This is a genomic window from Cecembia sp., assembly GCF_007126775.1.
Lineage (GTDB): Bacteria > Bacteroidota > Bacteroidia > Cytophagales > Cyclobacteriaceae > Cecembia.
The window spans coordinates 40,165-66,292 of the sequence record NZ_SLAP01000165.1; the positions used below are offsets into that span (position 1 = coordinate 40,165).

23 protein-coding genes are annotated in these 26,128 nt (G+C 39.5%); 11 read left to right on the plus strand and 12 right to left on the minus strand.

The genetic code is table 11. The features are described from left to right. Nucleotides 1–11: 11 nt before the first annotated feature. Genes lpxD through QZT73_RS10820 form a run of 5 tightly spaced genes read left to right on the plus strand, consistent with a single transcriptional unit; the run spans nt 12 to nt 4,409 of the window. On the plus strand, nt 12–1,034 hold the full coding sequence (gene lpxD / locus QZT73_RS10800; RefSeq protein WP_291788108.1) for a UDP-3-O-(3-hydroxymyristoyl)glucosamine N-acyltransferase: 1,023 nt from the start codon (nt 12–14) through the stop codon (nt 1,032–1,034). A gap of 37 nt (nt 1,035–1,071) precedes the next feature. After that, nucleotides 1,072–2,466, plus strand: coding sequence for a bifunctional UDP-3-O-[3-hydroxymyristoyl] N-acetylglucosamine deacetylase/3-hydroxyacyl-ACP dehydratase (locus tag QZT73_RS10805; protein WP_291783731.1), 1,395 nt, complete (start codon nt 1,072–1,074; stop codon nt 2,464–2,466). Next, nucleotides 2,463–3,242 (plus strand): acyl-ACP--UDP-N-acetylglucosamine O-acyltransferase, encoded by a 780-nt coding sequence (gene lpxA, locus QZT73_RS10810; RefSeq protein WP_291783733.1) that lies wholly within the window; start codon nt 2,463–2,465, stop codon nt 3,240–3,242. The genes QZT73_RS10805 and lpxA overlap by 4 nt, the downstream gene beginning before the upstream one ends. 4 nt (nt 3,243–3,246) lie before the next feature. Beyond that, nucleotides 3,247–3,879 (plus strand): ATP-binding cassette domain-containing protein, encoded by a 633-nt coding sequence (locus QZT73_RS10815; protein WP_291783735.1) that lies wholly within the window; start codon nt 3,247–3,249, stop codon nt 3,877–3,879. Nucleotides 3,880–3,929: 50 nt separating this feature from the next. Continuing rightward, complete coding sequence (locus tag QZT73_RS10820) at nt 3,930–4,409, plus strand: hypothetical protein (RefSeq protein ID WP_291783737.1); 480 nt, start codon at nt 3,930–3,932, stop codon at nt 4,407–4,409. A gap of 51 nt (nt 4,410–4,460) precedes the next feature. Here the strand turns inward: QZT73_RS10820 and QZT73_RS10825 are convergent, their stop codons facing one another. Next, on the minus strand, nt 4,461–6,848 hold the full coding sequence (locus QZT73_RS10825) for a Smr/MutS family protein (protein ID WP_291788111.1): 2,388 nt from the start codon (nt 6,846–6,848) through the stop codon (nt 4,461–4,463). Nucleotides 6,849–6,852: 4 nt separating this feature from the next. Beyond that, nucleotides 6,853–7,155 (minus strand): DUF4296 domain-containing protein, encoded by a 303-nt coding sequence (locus QZT73_RS10830; RefSeq protein WP_291780004.1) that lies wholly within the window; start codon nt 7,153–7,155, stop codon nt 6,853–6,855. A 210-nt stretch (nt 7,156–7,365) separates the two neighbouring features. On the opposite strand from QZT73_RS10830, the gene QZT73_RS10835 reads away from it, so the two are divergent. Genes QZT73_RS10835 through QZT73_RS10845 form a run of 3 tightly spaced genes read left to right on the plus strand, consistent with a single transcriptional unit; the run spans nt 7,366 to nt 10,172 of the window. Beyond that, nucleotides 7,366–8,244 (plus strand): DUF58 domain-containing protein, encoded by an 879-nt coding sequence (locus QZT73_RS10835; RefSeq protein ID WP_291780001.1) that lies wholly within the window; start codon nt 7,366–7,368, stop codon nt 8,242–8,244. Continuing rightward, complete coding sequence (locus tag QZT73_RS10840; protein WP_291779999.1) at nt 8,237–9,139, plus strand: hypothetical protein; 903 nt, start codon at nt 8,237–8,239, stop codon at nt 9,137–9,139. Before QZT73_RS10835 ends, QZT73_RS10840 begins: the two co-directional genes overlap by 8 nt. Then, nucleotides 9,126–10,172 (plus strand): VWA domain-containing protein, encoded by a 1,047-nt coding sequence (locus QZT73_RS10845; RefSeq protein ID WP_291779996.1) that lies wholly within the window; start codon nt 9,126–9,128, stop codon nt 10,170–10,172. The genes QZT73_RS10840 and QZT73_RS10845 overlap by 14 nt, the downstream gene beginning before the upstream one ends. Nucleotide 10,173: 1 nt before the next feature. Here QZT73_RS10845 and QZT73_RS10850 read toward each other — a convergent pair whose 3' ends face one another. From QZT73_RS10850 to QZT73_RS10870, 5 genes are all read right to left on the minus strand, one after another. Continuing rightward, nucleotides 10,174–10,803 (minus strand): hypothetical protein, encoded by a 630-nt coding sequence (locus tag QZT73_RS10850; RefSeq protein ID WP_291779993.1) that lies wholly within the window; start codon nt 10,801–10,803, stop codon nt 10,174–10,176. 15 nt (nt 10,804–10,818) lie between these two features. Beyond that, the gene (locus QZT73_RS10855; RefSeq protein ID WP_291788114.1) at nt 10,819–12,189 is read right to left on the minus strand and encodes a cystathionine beta-synthase; all 1,371 of its coding nucleotides are present in this window, start codon (nt 12,187–12,189) and stop codon (nt 10,819–10,821) included. Nucleotides 12,190–12,336: 147 nt separating this feature from the next. Then, nucleotides 12,337–13,212, minus strand: coding sequence for an ROK family protein (locus QZT73_RS10860; protein ID WP_291788115.1), 876 nt, complete (start codon nt 13,210–13,212; stop codon nt 12,337–12,339). Between the two features lie 81 nt (nt 13,213–13,293). Next, complete coding sequence (locus QZT73_RS10865; protein WP_291783606.1) at nt 13,294–15,621, minus strand: glucosamine-6-phosphate isomerase; 2,328 nt, start codon at nt 15,619–15,621, stop codon at nt 13,294–13,296. A gap of 97 nt (nt 15,622–15,718) precedes the next feature. After that, a complete protein-coding gene (locus tag QZT73_RS10870) occupies nt 15,719–17,179 on the minus strand; it encodes a DUF294 nucleotidyltransferase-like domain-containing protein (RefSeq protein WP_291788117.1) in 1,461 nt (486 codons plus the stop codon). A gap of 49 nt (nt 17,180–17,228) precedes the next feature. Between QZT73_RS10870 and gndA the strand changes: the two genes are divergently transcribed. After that, entirely contained in the window at nt 17,229–19,163 is a 1,935-nt protein-coding gene (gene gndA, locus QZT73_RS10875) for a decarboxylating NADP(+)-dependent phosphogluconate dehydrogenase (protein WP_291788121.1), read from the plus strand. After that, a complete protein-coding gene (locus QZT73_RS10880) occupies nt 19,160–20,539 on the plus strand; it encodes an amidohydrolase family protein (protein ID WP_291783614.1) in 1,380 nt (459 codons plus the stop codon). Before gndA ends, QZT73_RS10880 begins: the two co-directional genes overlap by 4 nt. Nucleotides 20,540–20,582: 43 nt before the next feature. Here the strand turns inward: QZT73_RS10880 and QZT73_RS10885 are convergent, their stop codons facing one another. Continuing rightward, nucleotides 20,583–20,777: a cold shock domain-containing protein gene (locus QZT73_RS10885; protein WP_291783617.1), complete on the minus strand. Its 195-nt coding sequence runs from the start codon at nt 20,775–20,777 to the stop codon at nt 20,583–20,585. An 89-nt stretch (nt 20,778–20,866) separates the two neighbouring features. Between QZT73_RS10885 and QZT73_RS10890 the strand changes: the two genes are divergently transcribed. Continuing rightward, complete coding sequence (locus QZT73_RS10890; RefSeq protein ID WP_291783620.1) at nt 20,867–21,358, plus strand: histidine phosphatase family protein; 492 nt, start codon at nt 20,867–20,869, stop codon at nt 21,356–21,358. 15 nt (nt 21,359–21,373) lie between these two features. On the opposite strand, the gene QZT73_RS10895 is transcribed toward QZT73_RS10890, so the two are convergent. The 4 genes from QZT73_RS10895 to QZT73_RS10910 all read right to left on the minus strand — a co-directional run bounded on the left by QZT73_RS10895 (nt 21,374) and on the right by QZT73_RS10910 (nt 25,964). Then, nucleotides 21,374–22,111 carry an SDR family NAD(P)-dependent oxidoreductase gene (locus QZT73_RS10895; RefSeq protein WP_291783623.1) on the minus strand — a complete coding sequence of 246 codons (738 nt, stop codon included), beginning with the start codon at nt 22,109–22,111 and terminating at the stop codon, nt 21,374–21,376. Between the two features lie 124 nt (nt 22,112–22,235). Next, complete coding sequence (locus QZT73_RS10900; protein ID WP_291788134.1) at nt 22,236–22,958, minus strand: diphthine--ammonia ligase; 723 nt, start codon at nt 22,956–22,958, stop codon at nt 22,236–22,238. Between the two features lie 13 nt (nt 22,959–22,971). Continuing rightward, a complete protein-coding gene (locus tag QZT73_RS10905; RefSeq protein WP_291788123.1) occupies nt 22,972–24,036 on the minus strand; it encodes a DUF5074 domain-containing protein in 1,065 nt (354 codons plus the stop codon). Beyond that, nucleotides 24,033–25,964, minus strand: coding sequence for a TonB-dependent receptor (locus QZT73_RS10910; protein WP_291788124.1), 1,932 nt, complete (start codon nt 25,962–25,964; stop codon nt 24,033–24,035). The genes QZT73_RS10905 and QZT73_RS10910 overlap by 4 nt, the downstream gene beginning before the upstream one ends. Nucleotides 25,965–26,128 lie beyond the last annotated feature (164 nt).

The window sequence follows — 26,128 nt, forward strand, 5'->3', positions numbered from 1 at the left end:
CCAAATTAAGCATGGAATTCACCCTAGAACAGATTGCAACGATTCTCGATGGGAAAGTAGAGGGAAACGAAAACCTAAAGGTTTACAGACTGGATAAAATCCAAGAGGGCAAACCTGGTGGCATCAGTTTTCTTTCCAATGAAAAATACGAGCCATTTATCTATACAACCTCAGCTACTGCTGTAATCGTATCCGAGGATTTCAAGCCATCCAAACCAATTTCTTGTCAACTTATTCGGGTAAAAAATGCTTACACAGGCTTTACCCAATTATTGGAAGCCTATTCCAAGTTGAGTAAAATGAGTAAAACCGGAATAGAAGAACCTTCACATTTTCATACTTCAAGTTCTCAGGGAGATGCTGGATATAGGGGCGCTTTTTCTTATGTAGGTAAGAACTGTTCCATAGGAATAGGTGTGAAAATCCATCCCCATGTGTATATTGGCGACAATGTAAGCATAGGGGATCATACAATTATTCATGTAGGTGCAAGAATTTTAGATGATACCACAATCGGAAGCCATTGTGAAATTCACCCCAATGCAGTAATTGGCTCTGATGGTTTTGGATTTGCTCCTCAAGATAATGGGAGCTATAAGGCAATCCCACAAATAGGGAATGTAATTATTGAAAGTCATGTAAGTATAGGAGCCAATACCACTGTGGACCGGGCAACTATGGGAAGTACAATCATTAAAGAAGGTGCAAAAATCGATAATTTAGTGCAAATAGCACATAATGTGGTTGTAGGAAAGCACACTGTAATTGCTTCTCAGACAGGTATTTCGGGGTCAACAGAAATAGGAAATAATTGTGTGATCGCAGGTCAGGTAGGACTTGTAGGCCACATAAAAATCGCGGATAAAACAACAATAGGCGCCAAAACTGGAATTACAAGAAGCATTGAAGGTTCGGGAAAAACTATTTTTGGATATATGGGAATGGAGATTAAAGAATTCTTAAAATCCTATTCCATTTTCAAAAACTTACCATCTCTTCAGGACCGTTTAAGGGAACTGGAAAAAAAACAATAACTTTGTAAGCCTTTTAACTTTAGCACAATAAAATCCGATGAGGGTAAAACAACATACGATTAAAAAACAAGTAACAGTTTCAGGTGTAGGTCTCCACACAGGAGTCATTTCTAATTTAACCTTTTTACCTGCTCCAGCTAATCACGGTTTCAAATTCCAGAGGATTGACCTGGAAGGCATGCCCATCATTGATGCGGACGTGGACAATGTGGTGGATGTATCCCGAGGGACTACACTTGAACAAAGCGGGGCAAGGGTATTTACAGTTGAACATGTGCTTGCAGCCTTAGTTGGATTGGAGATTGATAATATTCTGATGCAATTGGATGGCCCTGAACCTCCTATTTTGGATGGTTCTTCGATCCAGTTTATTGAAGTTTTGGAAAATGCCGGTATGGAAGAGCAGAACGCACTCAGAAGATTTTTTGAGGTTCCTGAAAGCATCAGTTACAGAGATCCATCCAGAGAAGTGGAACTTGCGGCTTTGCCCTTGGATGATTATCGGGTAACAGTCATGGTGGATTACAATTCCCCGGTATTGGGAAGCCAGCATGCCTCGATAACCAATATCAGTCAATTCAAAAATGAAATCGCCTCTTGTAGGACTTTTTGTTTTTTGCATGAACTTGAAATGCTCTATAACCAAAACCTGATCAAAGGGGGAGACTTAAACAATGCCATAGTTGTGGTGGACAGAATCATTGAAGATTCTGAACTGAATAATTTGGCTAAAATGTTCAATAAAGAAAAAGTTGAGGTCCGTAAAGAGGGGATTCTGAACAATGTCGAATTAAGATACAAAAATGAACCTGCTCGTCATAAATTATTGGATGTCGTTGGTGATCTTGCTTTGGTTGGAAGACCTTTAAAGGCGCAGATCCTTGCCGCCAGACCAGGTCATGCTGCAAATGTAGCTTTTGCCAAAAAATTGAAACGGGCTTGGGAAAAAATAGGCCCTAGCCATATCCCTCATTATGATCCAAAATTGCCACCTGTAATGGATATCAATCAGATCAGTAATATACTACCTCATAGGTATCCATTCCAGCTCTTGGACAAAATAATCTATTTGGATGACACCACAGTAGCAGGTGTCAAAAATGTCACAATCAATGAGCCCTTCTTTATGGGACATTTCCCCAATAACCCTGTAATGCCTGGTGTGTTACAAGTGGAAGCAATGGCTCAAACTGGGGGGATTTTAGTCCTCAGTACCGTAAAAGATCCAGAGAATTATTGGACATATTTTCTCGGAATAGAGAGCTGCAAATTTAGGAAAATGGTACTTCCTGGAGATACTATCGTCTTCAAATGCGAACTCTTGGCTCCTATTAGAAGGGGTATAGCCAAAATGAAAGGAGAAGCTTTTGTAGGAAACACCTTGGTTTGTGAAGCAGTAATGACCGCAAGTATTGTAAGAAAAGAATCATGATCAGTCAACTCGCCCAAATCCACGAAAGCTCCAAAATTGGTCAAAAAGTACACATTGACCCATTCACCATGATACATGAAGATGTAGAAATAGGCGAAGGCACATGGATAGGATCCAATGTTACTATATTTCCAGGGACAAGGATTGGTAAAAATTGTAAGATTTTCCCAGGAGCAGTGATCGCTGCCATCCCACAAGACTTAAAATTTCAAGGAGAAAAGTCTACTGTAGAAATAGGAGACGATACCACCATAAGGGAATGCGTCACCATTAGCAGGGGGACTTTGGAAAAGAAAACCACCAAAGTGGGGAGTAATTGCTTGCTTATGGCATATGTACATATTGCCCATGACTGTATCGTAGGCAATAACGTTATTATTGCTAATGCAGTGCAGGTAGCAGGGCATGTAATTATAGATGATTGGGCCATTATTGGTGGAAGCAGCGCCATTCATCAGTTTGTTAAAATCGGAATGCATTCCATGATTTCTGGGGGATCTTTGGTGAGAAAAGATGTCCCTCCTTACACAAAAGCAGCCAGAGAGCCTTTGAGTTATGCAGGAGTGAATAGCCTTGGGCTTAGGAGAAGAGGCTTCTCCTCTGAAACCATCAGTCTTATTCAGGAAGTGTACCGATATCTTTTTCTCAATAGTCTGAATAACAGCAGGGCTTTGGAAGAAATTGAGATCAATCTTCCAGCTACGAAAGAAAGAGACGAGATAGTGAATTTTATCCGCTCTTCCGAAAGGGGAGTAATGAAAGGATACATCAGTTAGTCCTATGGAGATAAGGCTGGAATCAGCAGGTAAACGTTTTCAGTACGATTGGATTTTTAAAAGTCTGACCACTGTGATACCGGAAGGTGAAGCCATTGCCATAACCGGAAGCAATGGCTCAGGCAAGTCGACTTTGCTCAAATGCATAGCAGGTCTGAATCCGCTTACAGAGGGAAATGTCTATTTCCACTGGAAAAATCAGGAAGTCAATGACGCAGATATTTTTAACCACCTGGTCATCAGCGCTCCTTATCTTGAATTACCGGAAGAATTTCAATTACTTGAATTGCTCCAATTTCACTTTAAATTCAAAAGACCTTTCAATGAAATGTCATTTGATGAAATGATGGATAAAATGTACCTAAAGGATCACAAATTTAAGCCCATCAATCAGTTCAGCAGTGGCATGAAACAACGGCTAAAACTTGGGCTTTGTCTCTTTTCAGACGTCCCATTGGTTCTCTTGGATGAGCCTACCTCCAATCTAGATGAAAAAGGAGTTTTATGGTATTTGGAATTGATAGGAAGTTATGGCAAGGGAAAGACCTTATTGATTTGTTCCAATGACCCCAGAGAGTATGGTTTTTGTCACCAAAAAATTCACGTAGAAGATTATAAGCTAAGTCAAAGGCTTTGAAAATCGAATCTAATATTTAATTTTACTGAAAATACTTAATATTATTTTATATGAAGCATCCTTTTTATAAGCTTTTTATCCTTTTAAGCATACTGACCCTTTCTTTTGCATGTGGTGAAAAAAGCACTGACCCTGAGCCTCAGAAGACCCCGGAAGAATTGGCAATTGAAGATCTGGCAGGAAGTGGATCTGAAGTGTGGGGTATTGCAAATGGTGGCTCAGTTCAACGGGACGGCCGTTCAGAAACCAATATATATCAAAACTTTACAATTACTTTTTCTGCAAATAATTCCAGTAAGACTTATCAAACAAGCAATGGCAACAGTTTATTTGACGCAAGCGGTAATTGGAATTTTGCTTCAGGAAGTATTGAAAGAATCATTTTAACAGGTTCTTCACCTGCTTCGGGCCAAGAAATTACTTTTACCAGATCGGGAAATAATCTCAGGTTACAATTCAATATTCCAATTCCTGAAGCAAGGGTAAATGCTATCGCAGGAAGCTATGTGTTCAACCTGACAAGGCAATAATACCTAAGCCTATTAGTTTTATTAAAACTAAGTAGTTCGCTATAAGTTTTTTTAAACCTTTAGGGTAACCAACGTAACGCCTGCTCCACCCCTATCAGCATGCTCATCCTCCAATTTACCGACCTGCTTCATTCCCCTTAGGATATTTCTGGTGATATCCCTTAAAATCCCATCCCCTTTCCCATGCACGATTCTAAGATCTTTCAATCCCAACATATATGCATCGTCAATAAAGTTTTGGACGAATGGAAGTATTTCCTCTCCCCTTTTGCCGCGAATATCCAGATTGGGAGAAAAATCCAACATTTTACTGTGGGTATCAAAACCAGTTCTCTTGGCTAATGACTTCTTTTCTTTTTTGACTTCACCTTGAGAAATTTTCTCAAGCCGGTTTAATTTTACAGTAGATTTTAAATCCCCAATACTTATTTCTGCTACCTTATTTTTCAGTACCAGTACTTGTGCTATTGCCCCATTATCTTTCAAGCGCACATGGTCTCCTTCTTTGATTTCTCCTCCAATCACCTTTACTTCAGCAACCGGAATCAAAGGCTTTTCTGGTTTTACCTCTTTTTTGAGTACCTCAAGCTCAGCCCTTACTTTTTTAGAGACTTCGCTATCAGCTTTGCTTTGTTTGATTTCTTTGATGGATGCTTCAATCTTTTTATTGACCTGATCTAAAAGGGCTTTGGCTTCTGTTTTGGCCTCCTGTATGTATTGTTTTTTATTTTTATCTAAGGTCTCTTTCAATTGATTGTATTCCTTTAGCTTTTGGTCCAGAAGGCGTTCCTTTTTTTGATTTGCTGAAATGATCTGCTCAAATTTCACTTTCTCATTTTCCAATTTCGTCAGCAAGCGATCATAAGTGACACGTTCCTCTCCTATTTGGTTTTTAGCATGTTCAATGATGTCCCTAGCAATACCGATTTTAGACGCAATCTCCAACGCGAATGAACTCCCTGGCTTTCCAATTTCCAGTTGATACAAGGGCTCTAAATTATCCACATCATATCTCATGGCCCCATTTACCAGCCCTTGATTTTTAGATGCCACTTGTTTCAAGTTTCCATAATGCGTGGTGATAATACCATAAGCTCCAGTTTTATTCAAAGACAAAAGAATCCCCTCAGCGATGGCACCTCCAAACAGTGGTTCTGTTCCCGTTCCAAATTCATCTATAAAAAGTATTGTCTTCTTATCGGCAAACTGGGTAAAGTATTTCATACTCATCAAGTGAGAACTGTAAGTACTTAGGTCATTTTCGATATTTTGTTCATCTCCAATATCAATAAAAAAATGATCAAAAAGACAACAGATAGAATGGGGTTCCATGGGAACCAAGAGACCACATTGCAACATATATTGTACCATAGCGACCGTCTTCAAAGTAACTGACTTGCCTCCAGCATTTGGGCCTGATATAATAAGCAATCTTCTATTATGATCGAGTTGAATATGGAGTGGAATAATTATTTTTCCCTGCTGCTTAAGTGCAATCTCCAAAAGTGGATGCCTGGCCTCATGCCATTGAAGGAGCCTGGCCTTTTCCAATTTGGGTCGGTTGGAAGCAGTTTTTATTGCAAATCTTGCCTTGGCCCTGATAAAATCAACCAATCCAAGGAATTGAAAAGCCTTTCTAAGTTCGGGGATATAAGGCCTTAGTTCATCAGTGAGATTCATAAGGATTTTTTGAATTTCCCTGCGTTCCATATACTCGAGGTCCTTCAATTCATTATTAATATCCAAAACCTCAGCAGGTTCAAGGTAAACCGTCTGTCCTGTGGCTGATTCGTCATGAATAAAGCCTTTGATCTTCCTTTTATTCTCAGCCAGCACTGGTATTACCATTCTTCCGCCTCTTATGGTCACGGATGCATCTTCAGGAGTAAGTCCCTTTGATTTAGCATCTTTGAATATCCTATCCAAAACTTTCCTTAGTCGGTTTTCTTCATAAAGAATCTGGGAGCGTATCAAAGATAGCTCCCGAGAAGCGTTATTTCTGATTTTTCCCTTTTCATCAATGATCCTTTCAATAGCTCTCAAAAGATCATTATTGAGATTGACCAGTCCTAAAAGTTCAAAAAGCTGGGGGTAATCGGCCTCATGATCCAGGAAAAAAGATATACATTGACTCAGGGTATTGAGTGCTAATTTTACTTCATGAAATTCATCTTCGTACAAAAATGTACCTTCGATTTTTGCTTTTTCAAGAAAAGGATGGATGTTGGTAAAGTTGGAAGAAGGAAAAAATTCACCCGACTCTATAAGCCGCTTAAATTCTTCTGTTTGATCCAGTAATCTATTGACCAATCTAAAGTCTTTAGAAAAGGACATTTTATCAACAAAGTCCATTCCCAAAGGACCCGTACATTCTCCTTTGATCAGCTCCCTGATTTTTTGAAAGTTTATTTTTTCTTCCAGATTCTGTGGATATACCATTGATTTACTGATTGCCTGATTTTTCTACCACATGCAGGGAGTCGATAGTCCTTGCATAAAGCCTGTCCATCACCCGGGTATCCCTCATGTAATATTCCAGGCTTTTTCTAAAAACTGAATCTGACACTTGATGTTTTTTGAAAACTTCTTTTTCGAATAAGGGGTACAAGATTCGAGAAGAATCATAGTGTATTGGAAAAGTACTCACCAAGCCTTCTGCAAGGTGAATATCAATGAGAAGTTCAACCATTGTATCCTCATCCAAAATCCCTTCCGGTAACCGCTGCCTGTTACAGGATTGAAGCATGAGTGCAACTGTCAAAAGAATCAAAATATTTTTCACGTCATAAAAATACGATTTATAAATGTATTTGGAATGTTTCTCTATGGTTTCAACCATGTTTGTCTTAAATAATCTTAAATTCACACCTCTCGATGAATAGAATACATGGGTTTCCAATTACCTTTTTTATTATTCAGAGTAGTCCCTTAAATTAGGCCTCTGAATGAGGTGTCCATGAAACAACTGCTGAAAAAACTTCGAAAATATGAAATCATGATACGCAAGGTGGCAAATAACCACTTGCAAGGTGATTACCGTTCCATATTCAAAGGTGCAGGATTGGAGTTTGATGACCTAAGACCCTATCAGTATGGTGATGATGTGCGTACTATAGAATGGAAAGTCTCTGCCAAGGGCCATGGTACATTTGTCAAAACCTTCAAGGAAGACAAGGACCAATCAGTTTATTTTCTTTTGGATATTTCCGGGTCTCAGGACATTGGTGAAGCAGGTAGGAAGAAAATAGATTTGGGCAAAGAAATTGCAGGGGTACTTACCTTGGCGGCCATATTTGATGGCAGTCAGGCAGGATTGATATCATTTTCCGATCAAAAAGAAAAAATCATCCTTCCCGGAAAAGGTCCTAAGCAAGGTGTGAAAATCATTCAGGGTATCTTTCATCATGAAAATAAATCTTTTAGGACCAACCTGAAGGAAATGTTTAACTTTGCTTTGAACCACATAAAAAAAAGAAGCATTATCATTGTTATCTCCGATTTTATTGATGAAGGCTATGAAAGACCATTTAAGGCATTGGCTGAAAAACATGATTTGGTGGCCATCCAAATAACAGATCCAAGAGAATCTGCCTTGCCATCATTGGGAATCATTCCAGTTTTTGACAAAGAAGAAGGAAGGACTACGTGGGTAAACACAGCTTTTGGTTCATTTTCCAAAAAAATTGCCGATACCTTTACTGTAGAAAGGATACATTTACAGGAAATCTGTAAAAAAAATCAGATCAATTATCTCAATATCAATACCAAAGATGATATTGTACTACCGCTAATTGAACTATTCAAAAGAAGAAACCGTACCATGAAACGTGGCTAAGAAATTGAAAAACATCATTACTTGTCTCGCAATTTGCTTCCTTCCGTGGTCTATACAGGCTCAGGAAATAATTGTAGAAGGTTATTTCCTGCAGGACTCTGCCAAATTGGGTGAGCGCATTCCTTACGTACTCAAAGCCAAGTATGGGGCTGGTCAAAATATTGTATTTCCTGACTCCACCTATGATTACTCTCCTTTTGTTCTATTAGAGAAAAAAACGTTTATGTCATCGACCAAGGATGGGGTCACCTTGGACAGTGCTATTTATTATGTTTCCAACTTTTCATTGGAACCGGTTATTGAATTTACAATTCCTGTTTTTGAGGTATTTAAGTACGATAGCCTAAAACATGAGCCCTTGGAATCCTCCCTTACGTTAAAATTAATCATCGATCAAATTCCGGATGAACTTGCCTTCAGAGACAATAATGTTTATCAACCAATACCGACAGTTTTCAATTACCCCTTATGGATAAGTATCCTAGTTGGCATAGTCATCTTAGGCTTCATATTGTTCTTTTTCTTTGGAAACAAATTACAGAAGCGATGGGACATTTGGATGGAGAAGAAAAGGTACAAGAGGTTTGAGAAGCGTTGGCGAGCAGCTGAAGATGCCTTTAAAAAGCAACCTGATATGGATCAGGCTGATGAGTTATTAGGGCTTTGGAAGACCTATATGGAGCACTTAAAGGCCAAACCGTTTAGGGAATGGACTACTACCGAAATAGCTGAATTCCTGGAAAACAAAGCAATAATTAAGGACTTTAGGGATATTGAAATGATCATTTACGCGGGAAAAACAAGTGATGGTCTTCCCCAAGCATGTCAAAATCTTTGGAAAATCTGTTCAGATTCCTACCAACAAAAAATTACCCTCACAGATGAGCGTCAATAGTATTGCTGATTTTTTCTCTTTTTATTGGTTCTCACCAGAAACCCTTCGTTCATTTGAATGGGAAAATCTCTGGGCACTCCACCTGCTCTGGGTCATTCCTTTGCTTTTTTTGCTCAGAAAATTTATTAAGTTCTTAAAAAACCCAGTCTTGGAGCTTTCACTTCCAGGCAGTGTTTCCCAGAGTAACCCATGGACTTACCTAAGGTTAATTCCGGGGATTTTATTTTTACTGGCCACTTGGATGATAATAGTTGCACTTGCAAGGCCTCAGCGTACCAATGAACGGGTAGAACAATACACAGAAGGGATAGATATCATGATTGTCCTCGATATTTCAGAGTCCATGGATTTGCAAGATTTCAAACCCAATAGATTAGAGGCAGCCAAAGAGACAGCCATAGCGTTTATTAACGGTCGTTTCGGAGACAGAATAGGTATGGTGATTTTTTCAGGAGAAGCTTATTCTCTTGCTCCTTTGACCACTGATTATGCCCTGCTAACAGATTTGGTCAAAGATATCTCCTTTAATATGATGGATGCAAAAGGTACAGCTATAGGCAGTGCATTGGCAGCGGGAACTAACCGGATGAGAGAGTCAGATTCGAAGTCAAAGGTGATGATTTTATTGAGTGATGGAGAAAACAATGCTGGAAATGTGGACCCTATTTTTGCCGCACAGCTTGCTACTGCACTGGACATCAAAATCTACAGCATTGCAGTAGGCAAAGACGGTATGGTACCTTATGGGGTAGATTTTTTTGGAAGACCGCAAATGATCGAAAGCTACTTGGATGAAACAACACTAAGAGAAATCGCTGAAATTGGTGGTGGCCGCTTTTACAGGGCTTCTGATGATACCGCTCTTGAAAACATTTTTGATGAAATCGATAACCTGGAAAAAGCGGAAATCATTGAATCAAGGTACAAAGAAACAGTTGATTACTACCGTACATACCTTTTCTGGGGCATCCTATTTTTCTTAGGCTGGCTGGGATTAAAGAGCACCTTCTTTAACAACTTCCTCTTGGATTAAATTACTCGGAAAAAATATCTAGCGTCAAATCTTCAAATAAAATATAGGTAGCATAAAATGTGACCGGCAATGTTACGATCAAACCAATAAACAAGAAGAGTACGCCTAGTACGTTGATGAGTATCAAAAACAGGGAGAAAAGAAAAAACTTCCACCACCTAACGGTAATCAGCTTACGGCTTTCCTCCAAGGCTGTCCAAAAATCAAAGCCTCCAAAGATGGCCATCATTACTGAAAAACTGTAGGCTACTGCCAAATAGACTCCAGGTAAAATAAATGCAAAAATCCCCAGTGCAGTGAGCGCTTGACCGACCAACCAAATTGGAATAACTACCAAAGCCACACTGAACCCTTTAAAAAAATCAGGATAAATTACAGGTTGCTTTAGACTGATTTTATTGGCAACGTAATAAAACCCTGTAAATAAAGGAGGCGCAAGGAATACGGCATACAAAAGTGTGAAATTTGGAAAATACGAAGCAAAAATAATTTGAATCGTTAAAATCAGGAGGGTGTAAGCCATGCTATACAGTGGCTGGGAAAGAAACATTTGAAGTCCTCTTTCAAGAATATCTTTTATTTCAAAATCATAGCCCCTTTCCCGGAGATCGGCTAGCCTATCTTTGTTCATAAAACAATAGCCCTATTATGACCTGGTAATAGCTTCCAGTATATCATGTTTGGTGATGATATGTATTTGATGATGATCATCTCTTACCAAAACCGCCTTTTCTTTGTCTACCATGGAGGAGAGTACATCTAAGGTGCTATCAAGGGCCACAAATTTCATAGAATCTTCCATGACCTCGGATACTGCTGCATCTTTAAGTGCTGGATTTTCAATGATTTTACTTAAAATTTTATTATCTGTGATGCTCCCTACCACATTTCCTTCTTCCATGACGGGGATTTGGGAAACACTTTTACTGTTCATCATGGCTATGGCATCTTTTACAGAATCCGACTTTTGGGATACTACCAAATGGTAATTTCCGTTCCTCCCAGTGATAATATCTCTTGCTGTTCCAAATGTTCTGTCTTCTAGAAACCCATGGTTTCTCATCCAGTCATCATTGTAGACCTTTCCCAAATATCGGGTACCATGATCAGGAAGTATGATCACCATCCTGTCCCCTTCTTTCAAGTTTTCTTTGGCATATTCAAGAGCTCCGTGCACAGCAGAGCCGCAAGACCAGCCTATAAAAAGTCCTTCTTCTCTTGACAGCCTTCTTGTCATTACCGCCGCATCCTTATCTGTTACTTTTACAAAGTGATCAATCATATCAAAATCCACATTCTTCGGCAGAATGTCTTCACCAATGCCCTCTGTGAGGTAAGGATAGATTTCATTTTCATCAAAAACGCCCGTTTCTTTGTATTTTTTGAATACAGAACCATAAGTATCAATACCCACAGTGACAATTTCTGGATTCATTTCTTTTAGGTATTTTGCGGTACCGCACATCGAGCCTCCTGTACCCACTCCTGCTGCATAATGGGTGATTTTGCCTTCTGTATCCTTCCAGATTTCAGGACCAGTTGTTTCATAATGTGCCTGAGCATTGGAAAGGTTATCGTATTGATTTGGATAAAAAGAATTTGGAATTTCATTATTGAGTTTCCTGGCGACGGAATAATAAGACCTTGGATCATCAGGAGCTACATTGGTTGGACAAACAATCACTTCAGCGCCCACCGCTTTAAGGATATCAATTTTCTCCTTGGACTGCTTGTCAGCCATGGTAAATATACATTTATATCCTTTGGCAATCCCTGCTAAAGCCAAACCCATTCCAGTATTTCCTGAAGTACCTTCAATGATTGTACCCCCAGGTTTTAAAATACCCGCACGTTCTGCATCTTCCACCATTTTTATTGCCATACGGTCTTTCATGGAGTTTCCTGGGTTGAAATATTCAACCTTGACCAAAATTTCTCCTTTTATATCTTTATTGATTTTATTCAACCGAATCAGGGGCGTATTACCGATGGTCTCAATGATGGAATTGTAAATCATAACTAGTTGGCTATTTTTTCTCCGCAAGTTACGAATAATTTAAAGCCAAGGCGAAACCTAATATAGAAATCCGAAGAATATTTTGGTGAGAAAAAGTCTTGCTGTAATACCTGAGTAAAAATCGAGAATGGTGCTATTGCCTTTTAACTATAACAATGAATTTACAGGAACTGAAAATTCATCTACCAAAGCTACTGCACCATGAATGGCTGTTTCATCCAATTCCGAAATAAGTACTTTCAAATTGGAACTTACGGTGGGATATTTGAATCGCGAAATACTGGAAAACATACTATCTTTGAAAAAAGGATATGCTTTGCGGATAGATCCTCCCAAAACAATGGCTTGGGGAGCCAAAACATAGAGTACATTTTTGATTAATTCTCCTAAATGAACGCCAAATTCATCAAATGCCTTTAGAGCTTCAGGATCTCCCAAAGCCGCTTTTTTAAATAGAGATTTAGGCTTTTTCCCAAATTTCCTAATAAAAAATTTACCGCTGCAATAAAATTCAAAATCCTTTTCCAGATAGGGTACTGAACACCATTCTCCGGCAGCACAATAGCGCCCACAATACAAGTGCCCATTGGCAATGATTCCTGTACCTACTCCTGTACCTAATGTAATTCCAACCACATGTTGATATCCTTGGGCAGAACCAAATTTGTATTCCCCTAATGTGAAGCAATTAGCATCATTATTTATAAATACTGGCTTGGCAAATCTATTCTGCAAAAAGTCTTTCAAATGTACTTTGGTAAAGGAAGGAATATTACTGAGGTTAAGTACGATTCCGTTTTCAGTATCGATCAGTCCTGGTATACCAATACCAATGGCAAAGAAATCATAATCCAAATATCCACTAATAAAGTCAGCAATGACTTCTAAAATATACTCTTTACTTTCCCTAGATGGGGTTTCGATGCTGCGAATATCTTGCAACTCGTTATTGATCATTACCCCGGCCCTGATGTTAGTGCCTCCAATGTCTATACCCAAAATGGGTTGAGTAACTGTGAGCATATTTTTAGATGTTAATAGGTTTCAAGAGCAAAGAAGATGAAAAAGCCATCTCCTTTGCTTTAGCAATAGGTTTTAAATGAATTATAACATGCCTTCGATCGACTTTTCCAATTCGCGAGCATGGGCCAAAAACTCCTCCACATTCATGTCCTTGAAAAATATCAATCCATGACTTGACCTTACTTTGGCTGATTCATGGAGATAGAAGTAATTTTTACCAAGCAATAACTGTATATCATTCAATTGACTGACCCATATTCTTTTGGCTACAGTACTGAATTTGCCATTATGGGAATAACTTGGAAAAGAAGCATTGACCTGGCTCAGGTAGCAATTGGAAAAGGAGTCTTCCATGACTGACATATCTCCCAATGAAACGGGAACAATAACGTTCGCCTCATGTGGCTCGAATTTGAACCATACATTCCTATAACCAACGATCCTCAATTCACTTAAATCTTTTTCCTCAGCCCATTGCCTCACTGCTTCTGCTGTAGCTTGAAGTACTTTGTAGTGGGTATCGGGTCCCGAGCCTTCCGGATCCAAGGTTAGACTTATTTTGGTGGGGTTAACCCTTCTAAACATTTCCACAATTGGTTCTACATCCCGCTTCTTATCAGGCTGTTCGGTGAAAATATCTCCAGTGTAAAACCCAAGCCTTAGGTGATGGACGTTTTGCACCTGTACGCCAAAATGGGCCCAAACAAGTTCTTCTTCAAACTCCCTGATCATCCCTTTTAATTTTTGGATTTTTGAAGGGTTCTTCTCACCATCATAACTATTTCTCAATATGCTAATGACATCATTGATGGTTTCTCGGAGTTTTTGCTTGTTCTTCACCTCAAAAATATCCACCAGAGCCCGAACCACCCTGTGGCAAAGTCCCCGCATTCTACCAGCAGAATCTTCCGCGGCAACTTTAGTCAAATAATGGTAAACATCCTTATCTGTTTTAAGCTTATATCCGATTTCAAAGAAATCATCATAATGCACCATCTGAATCTCTCCATCATCTAATAACCTTTTGGTATGCAAGAGTGTATCTATTACAAAAGTATTGGTGACCGCAGTAAACCCGGAAGTAAGAACTGAAAAGTGGGCCTCATTGCTGTTTTCCTGTAATTGATTGGTGATATGAGGCAATATTCCCAGAGAAATATCATCATGATGTGGTCCAGTATGAAGAATAACCTCTTGCTTTTCTTTTGCTGTGCCCCGATTGATTTTTTCAATTACACTCTGAACAACCCGATTAACTGTTTCCTCAGAAAGATCAGGGATTAAAGCCGTATACTTGTCGTTTTTTAAATCTTCCAGTTTCAACCTGTGTCCATATTTCCCCAGTTTTTTACAGAGCTCGATTACAGAACGCTCTGTTTTCTCCCAAGTCCACTCCCCAGACTTATAGTAAGTATCTACTGAATCAGTAAGCCGTACAGCAGCTCCTTTAGTAAGGAAAAATCTGCCATTCTTTAATTTTTGAAGTGCAGTAGCAGGATAAACATTGCTCAAACTATTTTCAAGAGAATCTTTCACAATTTGGGCTTTGGCTTCCCCTGCGGCTATAATAATGGCTACCGCATCTTTATTATAGGTAATGGTTTCGAGTCCAATTGTAATCACCAATCTATTTGCTGAAACTTCTATTCCTCCCAAATCACCCGCTGCAACTGCCTGGGTTTCAAAATTGGTCTCTGTCAATCGGGTAGGCGAAAAAAGATGGGAACCTCTCGTATTAAAAGCTATGTGTCCATCAGGACCTATACCCCCAAGAAAAAAACCTATCCCACCGAGATCCCTTATTCTTTGTTCATATTCTGCACACCACTGATCAATTAAATAGATGGACTCTTGCTGCATTTTTTCTAGAACGCTTACAGGTTCTCTGAATCTCAAAGATAAATCTACTTTAAGGTCTGGAAATATTTCCCTGTAATGCTTGCCTCCTGAAAGTGGAATTTCATCAGAGTTGATCAAAATAGCTTTCTCCTTACTCAATCCAAAACCTTCGAGATAAAACTTATTGACATAATGAAAAAAACTATTGTTCTGCTTAGAAGAAATCGGATAAAACTCATCAATCTGTACAAAAGTGAGTTCATTTAAAACCGGCTTCTTGGTTTTACCCAGATTATACCTTTCCCTGATCTCTTTACCTTTTTTGCTGTCCCAGTTTTCCAATAAATATTGACTCCATTTGATAAAATATTCAGGCGTTTTGCCAGTAGGCAAACTGATTACACCGCGGGGATTTTCTGCAGCCCATTCCAAAAATCTACAGGCGGTGATCAATCCCAATTTGGGGAAATTGTCAACCGTCAGGTATGGTATTTTGGAATTAATGGAAGTGATTCCAGATTCCTCCTGAAAGGCTTTTTCAACATCGGATAGTGGATAGTTGCTGAGCATATGCACGTAGTTTGTTTTTATTTTTCACAAAATAAAAAATCTTTGAATTAAAATCATATACTTTTATAAAAAATTTAAAAAAGATATTTTCGATTAATTAAAATATATTTTTTGTGAATTCAAGCTTAATCTTAAGTTGAAAGTCTTTAATCACTTTGAATATTTCCAATAAAGTGACAACCTGAACCTTTGTCAATTGCTTGATCGCTACATAATTCACTGGTTTTTGTCCATTCTGAATAATCTGCATTGCTTGTTTTTCAAGTCTTAAAGCCATAAGGTAATAATAGGCATGGGACAACTCTCTTGTTTCTTTTTCCGAGAACACTCCTATCTTACTCAGAGCTGCAATCCTTTTCCCTGTATTGGGTTCAAAGATTCTATGTTTTAAAGCAAACGCCCTCGCTAAATCTACGATTGGAGTCATAGCTTTTTTGATGTTAAAATGCGCTTCTCCATCGATATCGAACGTTTTGATATTTCTTTTAAAAAATGTGAGAGGGGGCTCGTATTGCAGAGCATTCACCCCCAAATTGATGAAAAACTTCTCTGTTGGATTTTTAAGTTGCTCATCCATGAAGTTTCTAAGCTCATCCAATAATCCATAATCTCCATAAATTGCCCTGCAATCAAAAAAAGTTGCGTATTTCATCATTGTTTCCGGTGTGGATTCCTGTATCCAATTTTCATAATTTCTTTTCCAGTGTGAAAGGGAATGGGTCCATTTGGGATTTTTGGCCATAAAGTCCCCTTTACAGAAATCAATTCCTATTTGGTCTAAGGCTGTAGAAACCCGATCTGCAAAATCCAAAAAATAAGTTCTTACCAATTCTCTCTTTTCATTGGCTTTATCCTCATAGATAATGGCGTTGTCCTGATCTGTTTTTAAGGTTTGTTCTCCCCTTCCTTCCGAGCCCAACACTATGAATACAAAATTAGCTGGGGCTGGCCCTATTTCATGTATTTGTATTTCAATTACCCTTTGTGTGATTGTATCTGTAACTGTCGAAACAATTTGATTGATGATTTGTGCTCGGATACCTTTCTCAACCAATTGATGAACCATAACTGGTACAAGACGCCACTTTTGCACCAATTCCTCTACGTCAAGCGCCTGTTTGAGGGATTGAATAAAAATAAATGGCCCTTGGTACTGTTCTGTCATAATTTTGGTCCTGCTGATCCAGCCCACAAAATGATGACCCTCTTTTACCAAAAGGTACCTTATTTTGGATTGAAACATCTGTAATAGGGCCTCATAAAGTAGCGCATTTTTATCTATGTAAAAAATATCAGTATCCATTACTTTTTCAACAGCTATAGATGGGCTTAGATTATTGGCCAATACACGGTCTCTCAATGTAATATCTGTAACAAAGCCTTCAATATTGTCCTTCAAATCCGTGATGAAAACGCAGGAAACCCTTTCTCTGGCCATCAATTTTGCAACTTGGTGTACCGCTGTTTGGCCATTGCAGGTAATCAGACCCCTGTAATGTAAGTCACTAACTTTTTTTGTGTAAAAGTGAGCTGATTCAATTCCAATCTGTGGGTCCATAGCAGTTTAAATATCAAGGTGAAAATAATTAATTTTCTTAACTTAGACCATGATATGTATTGTAACAGGTGTTTCAGGCAGTGGTAAAACGACCATTGGCACACTTCTTTCCAAAAAAACCCATCTGCCATTTTTTGATGCAGATGATTTCCACCCCGGTACCAATGTGGAAAAAATGTCCCAAGGTATACCTTTAACGGACCATGACCGTATGCCTTGGCTACAACATTTGGCAAACAAGATTCAAGATTGGGAAAAAAGCGGTGGGGCTATTCTGGCCTGTTCAGCCCTTAAAGAAACCTACAGACAGATACTGCATGCTGTTCCAGACATCCTTTGGGTTCACCTTCAGGGAGAAAGACCCAGTCTTGAAGAACGATTGAAAAAGAGGCAAAATCGCTACATGCCCCCAGGTTTGCTGAATTCCCAGATTGATGCATGGGAGCAGCCTGACTATGGTCTTCATCTTGATATCAAAGATACTCCTGAGAGTATGGTGAATATCATCATAGAGAAGCTAAGGTTAAAAAGCCCAAACTCCCATATAGGCATAATAGGAATGGGAGTGATGGGAAAAAGTCTCGCACTCAATATGGCAGAAAATGGTATCCCAATTGCTGTTTACAACAGGTTTGTCGTAGGAAAGGAAGAGCATATCGCTACAGGATTCGCCGCCACAAACAAGCATTTCCCACTGCTGAAAGGATTTGATGAACTGGCATTGTTTGTACAAAACTTGGAAAGCCCTAAAAAGATCCTTTTGATGATTCCTGCGGGTGAAGCCATTGATCACCAAATTGGGGATTTGCTTCCTTTTCTTCAAAAAGGAGATATTCTTATTGATGGAGGGAATTCTTTTTTTGAAGATTCAAGCAAAAGATATGATTATCTTGCTAGCAAAGGTATTCATTTTTTACCCATGGGCGTTTCTGGAGGAGAAGAAGGGGCTAGGAAAGGACCTTCTCTAATGCCGGGCGGCAACGCAGAGGCCTATGAATTACTTTTCCCTTATCTCCAAAAAATTGCAGCAAAAGATAAAAACGGGAAAGCCTGTGTAACTTATGTGGGTCCACAGGGCGCCGGTCATTTTATCAAAATGGTTCATAATAGCATAGAATATGGTGAAATGCAGGTCATTGCAGAAACAGTTCATCTTTTGCGCTATGGTATGAAACTGAGTGCAGTTGAAGTTGCGAAAATTCTTAGAAACTGGATAGCTGAAGGCCTAAGTAGTTATTTATTGGAAATTACGGCAGATATTCTGGAGATACAGGAAAACGAGGAGTTGATTTTAGACAAAATCCTGGATAAAGCGGGACAAAAAGGGACCGGAAATTGGTCTATTTCAACTGCACTGAAATACAATACCCCTTATAGCCCTCTTTTCGAAGCAGTGACCGCAAGGCAGTTATCCGCTAACAAAGAAGAAAGAACGCAGCTTTCCAAGGAATACAGTCACCGGTTCAGGGCATTTGCAGGAGACAAGGTGCTGCTTTTAGATCATTTGAAAAATGCATTCAGATTGGTCCGAATCATTAATCATGAAACAGGTTTTGACCTTATGCACAAAGTGTCTTCTTCACTTCATTGGAATTTAAATTTTTCAGAGATTGCAAGGATATGGACAAATGGCTGCATCATTCGTTCAAAGTTAATGGAAGATTTGGTGGCTATTTTTCAAGAAAATCCTTCAATCATTCATCACAAAGCCCTTGTCGGAAAAATTAAAGAGTGGAAATCTGACCTTGCCTATCTTATCGGTTTAGGACTTAGTCACGACTTCGCTCTTCCGGTAATGTCTGCTAGCTTAAACTACCTTTTAGGTAGAATAATTGAAGCCTCTTCAGCCAATATGATCCAAGCCCAAAGGGACTACTTCGGTGCCCATACCTATATCAGAAATGATGATCCTAAAGGTCTTGCAAAGCATACAGATTGGCTTTTGTTAAAAGAAAAACATCAAAATAAAGATAATGCCTTATGAAAAAAATACATCTTACCCTTGTTTTGCTTATCCTCTTTGTTTGTTGCAAGGTCAGGATTTCAGAGGCTCAGGAGTATTTGTTAAAAAATGTTCACGTTCTGAAACTTGATGACAACACAGTCCTGAAATCACAAAATATCCATGTGCGGGATGGGGAAATCATCAACTTTTATTCAGCATCCAGTATCCCTTCATTGATAGATCAGATTGAAATTATTGATGGTCATGGAGGCTATATCTATCCCGGTCTGGCTGAAATGCATTCCCATATTCCAACTACGGAAACAGAGGATTTCTCTTACATCCAAGATGTCATGTGGTTGTACCTGGCCAATGGCATCTTGAATGTGAGAGGAATGATCGGTCATGCTTCTCATTTGCAACTTAAAAGTAAAATTAGCCAAGGAGAAATTACTGGTCCAAGAATTTTTGCAGCAGGCCCTTCTTTAAATGGATCTTCTGTTGAAGATCCAAAAATGGGCATAAAAATGGTACTAGAACAAAAAAAGCTTGGCTACGACCACTTGAAGCTTCATCCTGGATTGGATATGCCTAGGTTTTTGGCCATTGCCAATACAGCCAAAGATGTAGATATTAAATTTGGGGGACACGTTTCTCTCGAGGTGGGATTAGAAAATTCTCTCAATCATGGATACCGTTCTGTTGAACACATAGATGGTTACATCGAAGCACTTATTGAAGATAAAAGCAAGCTGGATCCCCAAATTGCCGGTCCTTTCAGTATGCTTTTGGTCAAAGAAGCAAACTTGGATAGATTACCGGAAATGGTTCAGCTGACTTTGGATACAGATGCATGGATTGCCCCTACCCTTACCCTTTTTGAGAGGTTTTTTGGATATATCCCAGCCGATGAATTCAGATTGGAAGAGGAGATGAAATACATGCCAGGAATTCAGGTACAGCAGTGGGTTAATCAGAAAAAATTATTGGAAAACCAAGGTGTGCTCAGAGCTGAAAATGTCAAACCCTACCTGGAATTCAGGCAAATGTTATTAAAAAAGCTCTATGATGCAGGTGTCCCCATTCTGATGAGTTCTGATTCTCCTCAAGTATTTAATGTACCGGGCTTCTCCATTCATAATGAGATCAAATCTATGCATGAATCAGGATTGACAGCCTTGGATATTTTGAGATCTGGTTCGAGAAATGTTGCCCGCTATTTTGATCGGGAGGGTGAATTTGGAATTCTGGAAAAAGGTGCATCAGCCGACTTTGTCCTGGTTTCAGGTAATCCATTGGAGGACTTAAATCAATTAAAGCATGTAAAAGGAGTAATGCTTAGAGGTGAGTGGATAGATCAGAAAAAGATTCAGGCGGAATTAGAACGGATCAAGGAGAAAAATATAAGAAAATAAAAAGCCCTGTCCAGGGCTTTTTTGACAACATCAAGAAACACTATTACTCAACTTTTTTAACGTTTATAGCATTTGGACCTTTCTTGCCATCCTTTACATCGAAGGTTACTTTGTCATTTTGGGCTACTTTGTCTACTAGGCCAGTGGCGTGGACAAAAACATCGCTCTGTGATTCGTCATCAACTATAAATCCGAATCCCTTGGCATCATTGTAGAATTTAACTGTTCCGGTAAGCATGATAAATATTAGAATTATGTGGTTAAATGTATTTTAAATGTAAATATACTTCCTCAAAAAACAAAAAATAATTTTGCTAAATTGCTGATATGAAGAAGCTAGTGATAATCAGACATGCCAAATCCTCCTGGGAAGACCCCTATTTAAATGATCATGCAAGACCTTTGGCAGAAAGGGGATATCGTGATGCACCACGTATGGCACAAAGATTAAAGCAAAAAGAAATCTTTCCGGATGCCATACTTTCCTCTGATGCAGAAAGGGCAAAAAGCACGGCCATGATCACTTCAGAAAACCTCCACTTCCCAAAAGATAAAATCCAGTTCACAGAAAAACTCTACCATGCATCAGCTAACAGCATTATCAATGAGATAAAAAAAACAAAAAAAGAAATCAATACACTATTCATTTTTGGACATAATCCGGGTTTCAATGAGCTGATTGAAAAACTAGGAGGGGAAATAGACAATCTCCCAACAACAGGTCAATTTGGGTTTGAATTAGATATAGAGGATTGGGAGGAGATTAGCCCAAAGAGAGCCAAGGTTTGGTTTTTTGACTACCCGAAGAAAATTGGATAGTCGTGTCACCCTAGATCAATATTCCCTGACATCCTGCAAAACACCCTTAAACCTTTCAGGTTCTTCCATGAGCGCAATTAGCTTTGAAGCGGAATGATCCGGTGTACTGAGCAGCTTATTTTCTTTTAGACCTACAAATTTATCCAATAGGGAAAAAGATTTTTTATCAGCCGCTCTAATATCAGATTGCATGGCCGTATCCACCACACCTGGCGCAACGGAAAAAACCCTGATACCAGACTCATCCAACTCCGCCTCCAAAGCTGCTGCTTCACTCAACAAATTAATCGCTGCTTTGGAAGAAGAATAACAGGCCCATCCGTCAATGGCTTTCTTGGCGGCTCCCGAACTGATATTGACTATCAGGCGTTCCGCTTCCTTTAACCCAGCATATTTTTCAATAAATGCATTCATCAGAATGGTCGGAGAAATGGTATTCAAGGCAAAAATCTTGTAGATACTTTCCGGAGACATCTTTCCCAAGTGTTCAATCTCGCCTATCCAACCTGCATTATTGACAAGTGCTATCTTACCAAAATCCCCTGAAGGGAACATGGCATCTACATTTTTCAATATTTCCTGTAAATTGGACAAGTCCATAGCCAAGCCCTTGAACCTTGGATTTTTAAGTTGTTCCTGTGACCGGGCCACCCCAATCACCTGATTGTTCGGATCCTTCAAAAGTTGTTGTACCAAAGCCTTTCCAATCCCTTTGCTTGAACCTGTAACAATATATAAAGCTGTTTTTGACATGTTGTTGGTTTTAAATTCCATCCATACAAACCTTACAGGTCTGACTAAAGGCGCGATATCTTTAAGCCAATAAAAAGCCAAACTATCACATTGTTGACCTATTCTAAATAGATTTAAAGAAATACTAATCTATAAGCTTAATGTTTTTAAACCAAAAATGTTTGTTACGGGCTTTTCCTTCACTGTCCTGAAAAGAGTAACTTTTCTTTACCGTTTCTCCAAAACTTATGGGAACCTTTTCTGAAAATATAGGCCCATCGAAGCAAAAAGTATGAAACTCACCATTTTCCCCACAATGATCTACAGATCGGGGCAATGCATCTAAAAAATCATAGCTTAGAATTTCCCCCAACCAATCTTCCCCGATTTTATCAGCATCTGCAGCACAAATGGCGGCAGAAAAGCCGGATTGGATGACTTCACGAATCATTTTCCGGGTACTTTTGCCCCAAAGCGGGAAAACAGGCTGAATGCCTGCTTTCTCTAATTGCTTTTCCCTGTACTGTTTGAGGTCCTCCAAGAAGATGTCACCGTAGGCGACATGAAAAACCCCCTTATACTTTAGCCTTTCGAAATAATTTGACATGGATTTTTCATAAGCTTGATTGTCCCCACTTTCAGAAAAATAAATGCTATCTAGTGGAAGGCCGATCAACTTTGCCTGTTTTTGAATCAAACATTCATGGATACCATGCAGCCCCACCCTTCTTGTCTCTTCTTCGAAAGTTGTGTGTAATCTGACTACCCGATAGACAGGATCTTCCATCAATAGATATAAAGCGTATGCCGCATCTTTACCTCCTGACCAAGCCAACGAAACAGGAATCTTTGGATAGATTGGATTCATTTTCAAAAAACACCTATTTGAACATAAAACCTGAGGGCCCTCTTCCGACAGCTAATGTTTTTTGCTGCTGTCCGCTTTGATCCAAAACAATAACAGTACCATTGCCCTGAAAGCCATTATTGTCGGCTACATAAATTTCCCTGCGATCGGCATCATAACCAATTCCATATAAACCAGATCCTGTAAAAATAGAGGCACTCAATACCTCTCCACTGTTGATATTTACACTGGCTATGGCATCATTAAATTCCGGCCAACCCGTAGAAGTAATGATCAGCATTTCTGCATTTTCCGTCAGGGTAAAATTGAATGTCGACATGGCCAAATTAACAGTTTTGGTACCTATGATTTCCGCATTGGACCTGTTGATTTCGTGGAAATACACTTTAGAAGCATCTCTGGAAAATAGGTATAGATTACCTCCTGCCTCAAAAAACCGGATAGGTCCTCCTTTTACATCCAGCGATTTACTTCTTTCTTCCGTGTTAAGTGAAATCACATCCATTTTTTGTGCTGCTGTGCAGGCAACCAACAATTGATTACCCACTACATACATACCTTCAGGTCTACTGGAAACAGGTATTTTGTCGGTAATAGTCCCGCCATCCAATTGCCCTACTACTGCAATATAAGATTCCGGGCTCGCGAAATTGGCATCATAAGGACCCCAATCTGAGATATAGACCTTCTGATTGGCAGTTACCAGGGATCTGCTGATGTCTAGGCCTGAACTTACAGCGCCGATACTAGCAAAATCCCTAGGGTCTACGATCTCCACCTTTCCGGTGTTGGCAACCAGATACAACCTGCCTTCAGATGCTACCATATCCTGGATCAGACCCGCAAAAGGCCTCCCATTCTTTTTTTCAAAAATATCCGCTTTGATTTCTCCTGAAGCGGGATCATAATGATAGACCTCTCCATCATTGGCTCCAAAAGCACCTTCATTCATAATCAATACCCCTTTTTCAAACTCCCCCAAGGGGATTTGTGGCGCATCATCCATACAAGAGGTTATTGTAAATAGCATCAGTAATGCTATCCCTAACTGGCTAATCGTTTGCTTGATTGTTTTCATAGTCTGATCTGTATATTGAATTGATAATTTCTTCCCGGCATGGCCCTTAGACGCATCACTTGATATGAAGTATTGAAGACATTGCTTACCTGAAAGCCAATTCTTCCTTGTAATGCTCCGAGCTGTAATTCCCCTGTCCTTAGCCCCCAATCCCATAGCATATAAGCTGGTAACTGCGCTACATTGTCCGTTGCAACAAAGCGTGAGCCCGTAAAATGGTAATTGACATAGCTCTTAATCATCCCTCGGCTAACCCCAAAAAGTGATTGAAAATTATGAATGGGCGTGTATGGCAACTGCTTGCCTGCACTCCGGTCGTTTTCTGAAATATTGGTCTGATTGGTGGCCCTCACCCAATTGTAATTACCCTGGACCTCAAAAGCCCAACTCCCCAACAGGTAGTCTGCATCAAAGGCATATTCCAGACCCTTGTTATGGACTTCCCTGATATTCTCAGGTGACCAAAAATTCCCTTGTGGCAACCATATGATCCAATTGTCCACCCACATCCGGTAATGGGTAAGCTGATGGTTGATTCGTAAATTGCTCCATTTTAAAAGATAAGACAGGCCTAATTCCCCACTCCAGGAAGACTCCGGCAGCAAATCAGGATTACCACCAGGGACCCAAAACCTATCGTTAAGTGTAGGTAATTTAAAACTCCTTGCTCCATTGACATGAAACTTCAACTCATCTCCAGATTTTGAAAAAATTATCCAATCGGCTCCGACACTCGGAGTAAAAGGTGCCAAAATCCCATCATAAACGAACTGCCTGAGGTTGATGGATACATTTAAATCATCCCTCAATTTAAGATTGGTACTTTGATAAAGTTCTATTCGGTTTTCTTCTGTTGTGTATGTACTCAAGTCACCTTGAATATGGGTGAAGCGGACACCCGATTTACTGGAAATGCAAGGGCTAAATTCCCAGTCCAGATCTCCTATGAGGAAAAACTGAGAAGTACTGTTTTCACTGGCATTAAAGGTCAATTGCTCTTTCACCAAACCGGTTTTAAAATTCCAGGTTATTTTTCCTGAAAAATTGAAATAATCCAAAACCCAGCGCAAATTCTTATCCTGCTGTACATCCAGAGTATTGGAACCCATGACCGGCTGTATTTCCCTTTCTGTCTGATTGTACCATACAGAGCTACTGATCAGCTGATTTGGCTTGATTTGAAATGCCAGGTCCTGGGAAAATCCTTCTTGCTGAATAGCCGCATGTTCCTGTCTTTCTACAGGGGTTCCGGGCCTTGCTAAATTCCGGAATGGAAAATCATTTTCAGCGATATTCCGGTATATCCTTGTTCTGAGTGAAATTTTTTCATCAGAGAATCCATATTGCAATTGTTGGTTCCAGCGTCCAAAGCTGCCCAAGTTGCTGTCCGTCTGAAAGGAATGTCCTTTACCAAATTTCAATTTGGAATTCAAGTGCACCGCACCACCTATGGCGTCTGTTCCATATAAAGCTCCCCCACTACCAAAATGAAGACTTACCTCGTCAAATGCTCCAACAGGAAGAATGGAAAAGTCAGTTTGCCCCAAAGAAGGACTATTGATGGGCAATCCATTCCAAAAAACCGCATTATGTCCGGCTGAGGTTCCCCTCATGGTCAGGGAAGCCAACATACCGGGGCCATATTGCCTCAGAAATAGAGCTGTCCGTTGCTGCAATACTTCAGACAGACCCAAACCCTGAAAATCCCTCAAATTTTCCTGATCGATAGTTTTTATCTGTTGCCCATGAGTGTACTTATCCAAGGGAGGAGAAAACACTTCTACCTCCTCAAGCCGCAAAGTATCACCTAGCACCTTTATGGAAGAAATATGGTTGTGGCTATGTTTATTCGAGTCCATCTCCCCCGCCAAAGGGGTATTGGGAACCAATGCATAGAAACCCTGAAAAAGAAAAATCAACCAAACCATCAATGCCTTTCGAATTAAATGAAGTGTAACACTTATTTAATCCAAAGCCATATCGTGTAAATAATTGAGATAGAATGAAGTGAATACAGCTTATTTGCTTCTAGTAAAGACCATAAAGCATGCGGCCATATCAGTAGATTTTACCTCAGCCTTTCACCCGAAAG